This is a genomic window from Mycolicibacterium monacense, assembly GCF_010731575.1.
In the GTDB taxonomy this organism is placed as follows: domain Bacteria; phylum Actinomycetota; class Actinomycetes; order Mycobacteriales; family Mycobacteriaceae; genus Mycobacterium; species Mycobacterium monacense.
In genome coordinates, this window is sequence record NZ_AP022617.1 from 1,760,110 (window position 1) to 1,772,147 (window position 12,038).

A 12,038-nucleotide genomic window follows, 5' to 3' on the forward strand; every position below is an offset into this window, starting at 1 on the left:
ATCCGGCACCTTCTTCGACTACGTCAAACAGGAGCAGCAGCCATGAGCACCGAGATTCCCGAAACCGTCGAGGCCGGTTCGGTCCACGAGTGGTCGGACGAGGTGGACGTGGTGGTGGTCGGGTTCGGCATCGCAGGCGGATGCGCCGCGGTCAGCGCTGCGGCCGCAGGCGCGCGGGTGTTGGTGCTGGAGAAGGCCGCCGCCGCGGGCGGCACCACCTCGATGGCGGGCGGTCACTTCTACCTCGGCGGGGGCACCGCCGTGCAGCAGGCCACCGGGCACGAGGACACCGCCGAGGAGATGTACAAGTACCTGGTCGCGATGTCGCGGGAACCCGAGCACGACAAGATCCGGGCGTACTGCGAGGGCAGCGTCGACCATTTCGAATGGCTCGAGAACCTCGGTTTCCAATTCGAGCGCAGCTACTACCCGGGCAAAGTCGTGGTGCCGCCGGGCACGGAGGGGTTGTCGTACACGGGTAACGAGAAGGTGTGGCCGTTCTGCGAGCAGGCGAAGCCCGCACCCCGAGGGCATTCGGTCCCGGTGCCCGGCGAACTGGGCGGCGCGGCGATGGTGATCGACCTGCTCCTGAAGCGGGCCGCCGACCTCGGCGTGCAGATCCGGTACGAGACCGGAGTGACGAACCTGGTGGTGGGGGACGGCGGTGTGGTCGGGGTGAAGTGGAAGCACTTCGCAGAGACCGGGGCCATCAAGGCCAAGGCGGTGATCATCGCCGCGGGCGGGTTCGCGATGAATCCCGAGATGGTCGCCGAGTACACGCCCGCACTCGGGCATAAGCGGAAGACCAAGCACCACGGCGAGGTCGAACCCTACATCCTCGGCAACACCAACGACGACGGGCTCGGCATCAGGATGGGGATCTCGGCGGGCGGTGTCGCCAAGAACCTGGACCAGCTGTTCATCACCGCAGCCGCCTATCCGCCGGAGGTCCTGCTCACCGGTGTGATCGTCAACAAGGACGGGCAGCGGTTCGTCGCCGAGGACTCCTACCACTCCCGCACATCGGCTTTCGTGCTGGAGCAGCCGGATCAGACGGCCTACCTGATCGTCGACGAGGCGCACATGCAGATGCCGGAGATGCCGCTGATCAAGTTCATCGACGGGTGGGAGACCGTCGTCGAGATGGAGGCCGCCCTCGGCATTCCGGAGGGCAAGCTGGCCGCCACGCTCGAGCGGTACAACGAGCACGCCGCACGCGGCGAGGACCCCGACTTCCACAAGCAGCCGGATTACCTTGCGGCACAAGACAAGGGGCCGTGGGCCGCATTCGATCTGTCGCTCGGACGGGCGATGTACTCAGGCTTCACCATGGGCGGGCTCGCGGTGTCCATCGACGGTGAGGTGCTGCGCGAGGACGGATCGCCGATCCCGGGACTGTATGCGGCGGGTGCCTGTGCGTCGAACATCGCCCAGGACGGCAAGGGCTACGCGAGCGGCACCCAGTTGGGCGAGGGCTCGTTCTTCGGCAGACGCGCGGGAACACACGCGGCCCAGAGGGGATAGGGACCGCTAGAAGGGCGGTGGTTTGTTGCGTTCGGCGACGAGGTCGTCGTTGAGTCGGCGTTCTTCTTGGATGCGGCGGGCGCGGTTTTGGGCGCGGGTGCGGCGGCGTTTGGGCATTTTGAGGCCGCGGTCGGTGGTGGTGTCTTTGGTGGGTTGGATCGGCACGTCGGCGGTCGGGGTGCACAGGGTCGGGAACAGCAGCGCGCTGCCGGGGCGGGTGGTGTAGGTCTGCCCGCTCGGGGAGGTCCACACGATGGTGCCGTCGGCGAATTGTTCGTCGCGCCAACCGTTTTCACCGGTCCAGAAGGTTTTGAGCAGGTGGTGTTTTCGGCACAGGCATTTGAGGTTGGCGGCGCAGGTCGGTCCGGCCGGCCAGGGCACGGTGTGGTCGATGTCGCAGCGGGTGGCCGGGGCGTCGCAGCCGGGGAATCGGCAGGTCAGGTCGCGGCAGCGCACGAAGTCCTGCAGGGCTGCCGAGGGTCGGTAGTGGGGTTCGGGTGGCGCGTTGCCGGGGTGCTGGATGGTGCGGAGGCGGGCGCGGTGGAGGAAGGCGGCGAGCACGGTGGGGTTGGTGACTCCGGCGCCGATGACGAATGCCGGTGCGCGGCAGGCTGACTGCTGCGGGGCCGACGGTGGTTGCGTAGCGGCCTCGGCCAACGGCGCCGCCTCCGCCTCGGGGGTCGCTTCCGGTTCCGGCGTCGCTTCAGCCTCCGCCTCGGGGGTCGGCCCCGCTTCGGCCTCCGGCTCTGGCTCAGGCTCCGCTTGCGGTTCCGCCTCGGGCTCCGGCTGCGCCTCGTCTTCGGCCTCCGGCTCGTGCTGGGGCTCAGTCTCCGCGTGCGGTTCCGCTTCGGGTTCGGGCTGCGTTTCGGTTTGGGTGCGGGCGGCGTCGAGTGTTTCTTCGGTGGTGACGATGTGGACGACGACGTCTTTGGTGGGTTGTGTGTCGCGGTTGCCGGGGCAGTCGGGGTGGGGGCATTCGCAGCGTAGGTGGGTGCCGGTGGCGACGGCGGCCAGGGCGTCGTTGCGGCGTTCGTCGGCGGTGCGGGGGTCCTCGTCCCAGACGGTGTGGGCCATGTCGGTGACGCGTTGTTCGAAGGCGGCGCCGTCGGGGGCGTACATGCGGGCCCAGACGGTCATGAAGCCGGCGGCGTCGCTGATGAAGCCGAATTGCAGGCCGCGGTCGTTTTCGGCGTCTTTGACCCGCCGTAGCGCGCCGGGGTCGTGGGTTTCGACGATGGCGTCGATGGCGGCGAAGGTTTTCTTTTCTGATTGGGGTCCCCAGCTGGTGATCTGGGCGGCCAGGTCGGTGTCGACGGCGGCCATCAGGGTGGGGTCGGTGATCAGGGCGGTGCGGGTCACGATGGCGCGGACCAGCAGGTCGGTGATCAGTCCGGCGGTGAACAGGGCGGCGACGTGGGGGAGTCGGTCGGCCAGGGCGACGGCGCGGTGGGTTTGGAACATGGCCAGGCGTTCGGTGATGTTGTGGGCGGCGGCCAGTTCGCTGACGGCGTTGGCGTCGGGGTCGACGAACCAGTTGTGGCGGTCGGTGGCGGTGTCGCAGCCGGTGCGGCGGCGGAACAGTTCGGCCATGGCGGCCAGTTTGCGGGCGGCGGCCGCGTTTTCGGCGCGTCCCCAGCCGGCCGAGGCGGCCACCAACTCCGCGTCACTGAGCGCGGAGAAGTCGCCGATCCCGGGCAACGAACCATCGAACATGTCTTCGATTCTGGCAGACGGGTCTGACACGCAACCCCCGAAAACCCCACGCCTGTGGATGAATTCACCGCTGGGGACAACCTCCGGCTACGAGCGCGCCGCGACCTCGCCGAGCTGCCACTGGCCGTCGCCGAGGAGCTGTAGCTGCCGGGTGTGGTGCTGTTCGACCGTGCTGCGGTGACTCACGCTGACCAGGATCGTCTCGGGTAGCTCGCTGCGCACCAGCTGGTAGAGCATCAGCTCCAACCCCTCGTCGAGCGCAGAGGTGGACTCGTCGAGGAACACCGCCTTCGGCTTGGTGAGCAGGATCCGGGCGAACGCCACCCGCTGCTGCTCGCCCGGCGACAGCACCTTGGCCCAGTCCTTCTCCTCGTCGAGCCGGTCGGCCAGATGCGGTAGGGCCACCCTGTTCAAGACCTCGCGCAGCGCGGCGTCGTCCACGGCGCCCTCGCTCTGGGGGTACGACACCACCGCACGCAGATCGCCGAGCGGTACGTACGGCATCTGCGACAGGAACATCGTCGCGTTCTCGGCGTCCGGGTACTTCAACGTCCCGGATGTGTAGGGCCACAAGCTGCCCAGGCTGCGCAGCAGTGTGGTCTTACCGGTGCCGGACTGGCCGGTGATCACCAGCGCGTCGCCGGGCTGCAGTGTCAGATCGAGCGGTTCGATCAGCTGCTTGCCCGCCGGGGTGCGCACCTCGATGTCGTCGAGTTCGACCCGACCGTCCTGCGAGCTCTGGACGTCGATGGACGGCAGCGCACGTGCCTGCTCGTCGGCGACCACCAGGCCGTGGAGACGGATGATCGCCGCGCGGTAACCCGCGAACTGGTCGTAGGCGTTACGGAAGAACGACAGGCCCGAGAGGATCTCGCGGAAGGCGCTCGCTGTCTGGGTCAGCTGACCGAGCGTCAGTTCTCCGTTATAGAAGCGCGGGAACTGCACGAGGTAGGGGATGAGTTCCTGGGCCTGGGTGATCGACAGGTTCCATCCCAGGAAGCCGGCCATCCGGTTCACGTACTTCTTGTAGTTCTCCACGATGGGGGTGAAGCGACGCCGCAGACCGGTCCGCTCCGCGATCTCCCCGCGGTAGAACGCCACCGCCTCGGAGGCGTCGCGCAGCCGCACCAGCGCGTAGCGGAACACGGCGTTGAACTTCTCGTTGTTGAACGACAGCGTGATGATCGGCCGGCCGATCCAGAACGCCACCACAGTCGCGAACAGGATGTAGACGATGCCGATCCAGAACATCGCCTTGGGCAGCTCGACGCCGACGAACGGCAACGTCACCGGTCCCGACAGATTCCACAGGATCGCCGTGAAGGCGTACATCGATGCGATCGACGAGACGGCACCGAACAACAGGGTGCTGGTCGACGTGTTGTTCGGTGTGTTCGGCAGCGACCCGACGCCCGCGGTGAAGATGTCGATGTCGGTCTGGATGCGCTGGTCGGGGTTGTCGATGGTGTCGTCGATGAACCGCGCGCGGTAGTACGCCTTACCGTCGAGCCAGTCGCCGGTGAGTCGATCGGTCAGCCAGGTGCGCCATCTGAGCATGAATCGCTGCGTGACGAACAGGTCGAACATGATGATGGCGACGTTCAACACGGCCAGGATGGTGAAGACGGCCATCGACATCCAGAAGCCGTCCCTGCCGGATTCCTTGACGGCGTCGTCGCCGGCGCCCACCCCTGATGCGATGACCTGGAAGCTGGTCATCATGTCGTTGCCCTGGAAGCTGAACAACACCGACAGGCGCACGCTGACGATGACCAACAGCAAGATGCCTGCCAGCCACGCCCACACCAGCACGCTCTCCGGTCCGGTGAAATACCCGCGGGTGACCCGCCAGAACTGGCTTCCCCACGTGGTGAACCGGACGATGAGGACGAGGATCACCAGCGTGATGACGGCCGCGACCACCCAGGCTCTGCCGATCCAGAGCAGAGAGGTCCACAACTCGCTGCTCCAGTCGAGCGACGGGGCGAACATTTCCATTCGGGCAAGGTACCGCGAGGCACTGCCCGTGGCCGTTCGAGGCGCTCAACCTGCGCGGGCGAGTCGGGCCAGCCGCCAGTCCCCGTCGCCGAGCAGTCTGAGTTCGTGGCCGTGGAAGCGCTCGACGGTGGCGCGGTGGCTCACGCTGACCACGGTGGCCGAGGGCAGTTCGCCCCGCAGAAGCGTGTAGAGCATCGCCTCGAGCCCCTCGTCGAGCGCGGAGGTGGACTCGTCGAGGAACACCGCCGTGGGCCGCGCCAGCAGGATGCGGGCGAACGCGATCCGCTGCTGTTCGCCGACGGACAGCACCTGGGACCAGTCCCGGACCTCGCCCAGCCGGATCACTAGGTGGGACAACGCCACCGCCACGAGCGCCCGCTGGATCTCGCGGTCGTCGACGCGAACCTCGTGGCGCGGATACGACACGACCGTGCGCAGATCCCCCAACGGCAGATAGGGGAGTTGAGGGACGAACATCGCCGCGTCACCCACCGGCAATTCGACGCGGCCGGTGGCGAACGGCCACAGACCGGCCAGAGTCTGCAGGAGCACCGTCTTACCCACCCCGGACTCACCCCGGATCACCAGTGTCTCGCCGGCCGGCAACTCGAGGTCGAGGCCTTCCACCAACGCTCGGCCGTCGGGTGCGCGCACATCGAGGCCGTCGATGCACAGCGCCCCGGTCACCGATGCGTCGGTGGTGATGCGGCTCAGGGAGCGGGCGCGGGCGTTCTCGGTCACCAGCCCGTCGAGCCGGATCGTGGCAGCGCGGTAGCCGGCGAACTCGTCATAGGCGTTGCGGAAGAACGACAGTGAGTCATGGATGACGCCGAACGCCGTGGCGGACTGCATGACCCCGCCGAGCGAGATCTGCCCGGCGAAGAGCCGCTGCGCCTGCACGACGAACGGCAGCGGGTTGATCGCCTGACTCATCGACACGTTCCACCCGATGAACAGCAGCGTGCGGTTGAGCCAGCGCCGGTAGTTGGTCATCACCGCCGAGAGCCGGTTGTCCAGCAGTGCGGCCTCGGCCCGCTCACCCCGGTACATCCCGACGGCGGTGCCGGCGTCGCGCAGACGCACCAGCGCGTACCGGAAACCGGCGTTGCGCACTTCGTCGAGGTAGCTCAAGCGGATCAGCGGCCGGCCCACGACGACCGCGACGTACGTCACCACGACCACATAGGCGATCACGATCCAGAACAGTGCGCGCGGCAGCGTCAGACCGAAGAGCGTCAGCGGACCGGACAGTTGCCAGAGGATCACGCTGAACGCCCCCGCCGACAGCGCCGCCTGCACCGCACCGAACAGCAGGACCCGGTCGGAGGTGTAGGCCGGGTTGTTGGTCTGGCGCCCGACGCCGGTGGTGAACACGTCGATGTCCTGTTGGATGCGCTGGTCCGGATTATCGACGGGTTGGCGCGAGAAGCGGCCCCGGTAGTAGGCGTGGTGGTCCAGCCAATCGTCGATCAGGTTGCGGCTCAGCCATATTCGCCACCGCATGATGAAGCGCTGGGTGAGGTAGAGGTCGGCCAGCAGTCGCACCACGAAACAGCCGGCCAGGACCACGAACACCAGCATGGTGGCCCAGAACCCCTGTTCGCCGCTGCCGTCGTCCCGACCGCCCTGGAACGCCACCTGCAGCGACGTGAACAGGTCGTTGGCGTAGTAGCTGAGCAGCACGCTGATCCGCACCAACACGATCGACGAGAGCAGCAGCGCCGCCAGCCCCGCCCACACCGGAACGCTCTGCGTGCCGGTGAAGTACCGGCCGGTGATGCGCCGGAACTGACGCCCCCACTCGGTGAACCGCCCCACGGCGGCCAGCACGAGCAGAAGGCACGGTGCGGTGATCAGGAAGCATCCGAGCACCCACACCGTCGAGTTCGCAAGTTCCGAACCCCAGTCGATCGACGGTCTGAACATCGGCGGCCGTCAGCCAAACGTGTTGTGCAGGAAGCCTTCGAACACCTCGGTGTCGAGCCGGTGAGCGGCGAAGCCCAGATACCCGTCGGGACGGATGACGAAGACAGACGTACCCGCCGTGGAGTAGCTGCGGGCGAAATCGCCGTCGTTGTCCCGGAGCAACGGCAGCACCGTGCTGTCCACCTCGGCGGTGGGCGCGGCCACCAGGTACACGTCGAGAGCGCCGCGCGCGGCGGTGGCGGCGGCCTCGGCGGCCGCTTCGAACCGGGCGACGTCGGTCACCGTGGCGTCGCCGTCGGCGTAGAACAGTGCGGTGTGGTTGCGGCCCAGCAGCGAATAGAGGCGCAGCGGTCCGGACACGGCGGCCCGGCTGAGTCCGGTCGCGTCGGGCGCGCGGCCACCCGGCAGCGGCTCGGACACCGGACCCGCCGAGGCGACGATCGGACTGTCGGCGTAGTCGATGAGCAGCTGAGCCTCCCGGAGCATGACGTGGTCGAGGTCGTCGGAGTCCGCGCCGATGCCCTGTCGGGCGCTGCGCACCGTACGCCCCACGACCTCCTCGCCGACCGGGCGTCGTTCGATGTCGTAGGTGTCGAGCAGGGTGGGCGCGGCGTTGCCCGACACGGCGAGCGCCAGCTTCCACGCCAGGTTGTGGGCGTCCTGGATACCGGTGTTCATTCCCTGCGCGCCGGTCGGTGGATGGATGTGGGCGGCGTCGCCGGCGACGAACACCCGGCCCGACCCGTACGAGTCGACGATGCGGTGACTGATCCGGAAGACCGACGACCACCGCAGGTTGCGGGCCGTGGTGGGTTGCGGTGACAGCCGGTCGAGGACGGCCTGGATGTGGTGTAGTTCGGGGGCCCGGCCGGCTTCGAAGCCGTGCTCCACCTCGCCGTGCGACCGGGTCGACAGGTCGTCGGGCACCAGCATCGACATCCGGTACCGGTTGCGTCCGGGCAGCGGGATGCACACCAGCAGATCGTCGGTGACGCCGTCGGTCTGGTGCATGGAGCGGATGGCGTACCCGCGCGGCTGGGTCCAGTCCACCTCGACGTCGCCGAGCATGTACTGCTCCTCGAACGCCGCGCCGTCGAAGGTCAGGCCGAGCGATTTGCGGACGACGCTGTGCGCACCGTCGGCGCCGACGAGGTACCGGGCGCGCACGGTGCGGTCCTCGCTGTCGGTGGAGACCGTCGCGGTCACCCCGTCGTCGTCCTGGGCGAATCCGGTCAGGCCCCACCCGCGCTGGATCGACCCGCCACGTGCCGCGAACTCCTCGCGCAGGATCCGCTCGGTCTCGTACTGGGGGATGCAGAGGAACCGGAACGGGACGTTCGCAGGCAGGGACAGGTCCAGTCGCGTCACCGGTTCGCCGTTGACGTAGACACACTGCCCGTTCATCTCGATACCGGCGTCGAGGACCGCCCGCAGCACACCCATGTTCTCGAACACCTCGAGCGTGCGAGGTTGTACGCCAACGGCTTTGGCGTACTGCGGTGGGTCCGGCAGGGGGTCGACGACGAAGCAGTCGACGCCGCGTCTGGTCAGCTCGATCGCCGCGGTGAGCCCGACCGGGCCTGCACCGGCGATGAGGACCTCAGTGTTCAGGGTGTCGGGCACAGCGATGAGTATGTCCTGCAGGAGCCCGTGCGGCGGGGTTTCATGATCTTCGGCCCGCCCGCCATGCTGAACCGATGACCCTGCGCTTCCATTCGGACGTCGACGACTTCGTGTCGACGGCGACGGCCTGGTATGCGCGCAGGCCGATGGTGCACACGATCGAGCTCTCGCTGCTGCGTGAGGGGGTGCCCTCCGAGGAGACGCCGGTGTTGATGACGGTGTGGGACGGCGACGGCGCCGTACTGCTGGGCGCCGCGATCCGCACGCCGCCGCTGCCGCTGCTGTGCGGCGGGCTGTTCGCGGCGCCGACGGCAGAGGTGGTCGGCGACATGGCCGGCGCCGGAATGACCCTGCCCGGTGTGCGCGGTCCGCGTGAGGTCGCCGACGGGTTCGCCCGGCAGTGGTGCACGGTCACCGGTGCGGCGCGGGCCGACACCACGGCGGAGCGGTTGTACCGGTTGGCGGCGCTGACCGCCCCCGCCGGTGTGCCCGGAACCCACCGCGTCGCGCGCCGATCCGACGAACCGGTGCTGATCAAGTACCAGAGCGAATTCGCCGCCGAGGCGTTCGGGTATCAGCCCGACCCGTCCCTGGCGCGGGCCACGCTGGCCACCGCGCGCGAGGCCGGCAACGCGTACCTGTTGTGGACCGCGGGCGGTGCGCCGGTCAGCATGGCCGGCGTGCGGCGGCCGGCGGCGGGCGTGTCTCGGATCGGTCCGGTGTACACCGCACCGGAGGTGCGTGGCCACGGCTACGGGGCGGCGGTCACCGCCGCGGCCTGCCGGTGGGCGCTGGCCGCGGGCGCCGAGCAGGTGGTGCTGTTCGCCGACCTCGCCAACCCGACGAGTAACCGGGTCTACCAGCGGTTGGGATTCGTACCGGTGGGCGATTCGATCACGGTCGAGTTCCGCGTACCGTAAACGTGTGCCCAAGACGACTACACGCACCCCCGGCCGCCTGAGCGGCAAGTTCTGGAAACTGCTCGGCGCCGCCACCGAGAAGAACCAGGGCCGGTCGCTGGCACAGGTCAAGGCGTCCGCGGACTACGAGACCAAGGCCGCCGACCTCGACGACGAACAGCTGCGCAAAGCCGCCGAGTTGCTGCGGCTCGAGGATCTCTCTGAGTCGGCCGACATCCCGCAGTTCCTGGCCATCGCGCGCGAAGCCGCCGAGCGCTCCACCTCGCTGCGTCCGTTCGACGTCCAGCTGCTCGGCGCGCTGCGCATGCTCGCCGGCGACGTCGTCGAGATGGCCACCGGTGAGGGCAAGACGCTGTCCGGCGCGATCGCCGCGGCGGGCTACGCCCTGGGCGGCCGCAGCGTGCACGTCATCACGATCAACGACTACCTCGCCCGCCGCGACGCCGAATGGATGGGCCCGCTGATCGAGGCGCTGGGCCTAACCGTCGGCTGGATCACCGCCGAGTCGACGGCCGAGGAGCGCCGCAGGGCCTACACCTGCGACGTCACCTACGCCTCGGTGAACGAGATCGGTTTCGACGTGCTCCGCGACCAGCTCGTCACCGATGTCGCCGACCTGGTGTCGCCGAACCCCGACGTCGCGCTCATCGACGAAGCCGACTCCGTCCTGGTCGACGAGGCACTCGTCCCGCTGGTGCTCGCCGGCACCAGCCACCGCGAGACCCCGCGCGTCGAGCTGATCCGCATGGTCGGTGAACTGACCCCCGGCCGCGACTTCGACACCGACACCGACAGCCGCAACGTGCACCTCACCGACGAGGGCGCCCGCAAACTCGAGGCCAAGCTGGGCGGCATCGACCTCTACTCCGAAGAGCATGTCGGCACGACGCTGACCGAGGTGAACGTCGCCCTGCACGCCCATGTGCTGCTGCAGCGCGACGTGCACTACATCGTGCGCGACGACGCCGTCCACCTGATCAACTCCTCCCGCGGACGCATCGCCCAGCTGCAGCGCTGGCCCGACGGTCTGCAGGCGGCCGTCGAGGCGAAGGAGGGCATCGCGACCACCGAGACCGGTGAGGTGCTCGACACCATCACCGTGCAGGCGTTGATCAACCGGTATCCGACGGTGTGCGGTATGACCGGCACCGCGCTGGCCGCCGGTGAACAGCTCCGCCAGTTCTACAAGCTGGGCGTGTCGCCGATCGAGCCGAACAAGCCCAACATCCGCGAAGACGAATCCGACCGGGTGTACGTCACCGCGGCGGCCAAGATCGACGCGATCATCGAGCACATCGAAGAGGTGCACAAGACCGGTCAACCGGTCCTCGTCGGCACCCACGACGTCGCCGAATCCGAAGAGCTGCACGAGAAGCTGGTCAAGCGCGGGGTGCCCGCGGTGGTGCTCAACGCCAAGAACGACGCCGAGGAGGCCCGCGTCATCGCCGAGGCCGGCAAGCTCGGCGCGGTCACCGTATCCACCCAGATGGCCGGACGTGGAACCGACATCCGGCTGGGCGGGTCGGACGAAGGTGACCACGATGAAGTGGCCGAACTCGGCGGCCTGCACGTCGTCGGCACCGGCCGCCACAACACCCAGCGACTCGACAACCAGTTGCGCGGCCGGGCCGGCCGCCAGGGCGATCCGGGTTCGTCGGTGTTCTTCTCCAGCTGGGAGGACGAACTCGTCCAGGCCCACCTCGAACCGAACAAGCGACCGATGCAGGCGGACGAGAACGGCCGGGTCCTGACCGACAAGGCGGCCGCACTGCTCGACCACGCCCAGCGCGTGGCCGAAGGGCGTCTGCTCGACGTGCACGCCAACACCTGGCGCTACAACCAGCTCACCGCCCAGCAGCGCGCGATCATCGTCGAGCGCCGAGATGCGTTGCTGCGCACGCCGACTGCGCGCGAGGAGCTCGCCGAACTGTCGCCCAAGCGGTACGCCGAACTGGCCGAGGAGCTGTCCGAGGAACGGCTGGAACGGATCTGCCGGCTCATCATGCTCTACCACCTCGACCGTGGGTGGTGTGAGCACCTCGCCTACCTCGCCGACATCCGCGAGAGCATCCACCTGCGTGCGCTCGGACGGCAGAACCCTCTCGACGAATTCCACCGGATGGCCGTCGACGCGTTCGCCTCACTGGCCGCCGACGCGATCGAGGCGGCCCAGCAGACGTTCGAGACCGCACCGTCCTTCGAGGACGAACCCGGTGTGGATCTGTCCAAACTCGCGCGGCCGACCTCCACGTGGACCTACATGGTCCACGACAACCCGTTGGCCGACGACACGATGGCGGCGCTGAGCCTGCCGGGGGTGTTCCGCTAGGTTTA

Annotated in this window: 7 protein-coding genes; 3 read left to right on the forward strand and 4 right to left on the reverse strand. The window is 68.4% G+C overall.

All coding sequences use genetic code 11. The annotated features are described in order from the left end of the window. Window positions 1–42: 42 nt before the first annotated feature. Window positions 43–1,524, forward strand: a complete 1,482-nt coding sequence (locus G6N49_RS08385; RefSeq protein ID WP_041925313.1) for an FAD-binding protein — start codon at window positions 43–45, stop codon at window positions 1,522–1,524. Between the two features lie 6 nt (window positions 1,525–1,530). Here G6N49_RS08385 and G6N49_RS08390 read toward each other — a convergent pair whose 3' ends face one another. From G6N49_RS08390 to G6N49_RS08405, 4 genes are all read right to left on the reverse strand, one after another. Beyond that, entirely contained in the window at window positions 1,531–3,237 is a 1,707-nt protein-coding gene (locus G6N49_RS08390) for a DUF222 domain-containing protein (protein WP_197913482.1), read from the reverse strand. 87 nt (window positions 3,238–3,324) lie between these two features. Next, window positions 3,325–5,235, reverse strand: a complete 1,911-nt coding sequence (locus tag G6N49_RS08395) for an ABC transporter ATP-binding protein/permease (protein ID WP_011855831.1) — start codon at window positions 5,233–5,235, stop codon at window positions 3,325–3,327. Between the two features lie 45 nt (window positions 5,236–5,280). Beyond that, entirely contained in the window at window positions 5,281–7,161 is a 1,881-nt protein-coding gene (locus tag G6N49_RS08400) for an ABC transporter ATP-binding protein/permease (RefSeq protein ID WP_011855830.1), read from the reverse strand. 9 nt (window positions 7,162–7,170) lie between these two features. Beyond that, complete coding sequence (locus G6N49_RS08405; protein WP_011855829.1) at window positions 7,171–8,784, reverse strand: FAD-dependent monooxygenase; 1,614 nt, start codon at window positions 8,782–8,784, stop codon at window positions 7,171–7,173. 74 nt (window positions 8,785–8,858) lie between these two features. On the opposite strand from G6N49_RS08405, the gene G6N49_RS08410 reads away from it, so the two are divergent. Together G6N49_RS08410 and secA2 are read left to right on the forward strand one after the other, a co-directional pair. Then, window positions 8,859–9,704: a GNAT family N-acetyltransferase gene (locus G6N49_RS08410; protein WP_011560244.1), complete on the forward strand. Its 846-nt coding sequence runs from the start codon at window positions 8,859–8,861 to the stop codon at window positions 9,702–9,704. A 4-nt stretch (window positions 9,705–9,708) separates the two neighbouring features. Beyond that, on the forward strand, window positions 9,709–12,033 hold the full coding sequence (gene secA2, locus G6N49_RS08415) for an accessory Sec system translocase SecA2 (protein WP_011560243.1): 2,325 nt from the start codon (window positions 9,709–9,711) through the stop codon (window positions 12,031–12,033). The last annotated feature ends 5 nt before the right edge of the window (window positions 12,034–12,038 follow it).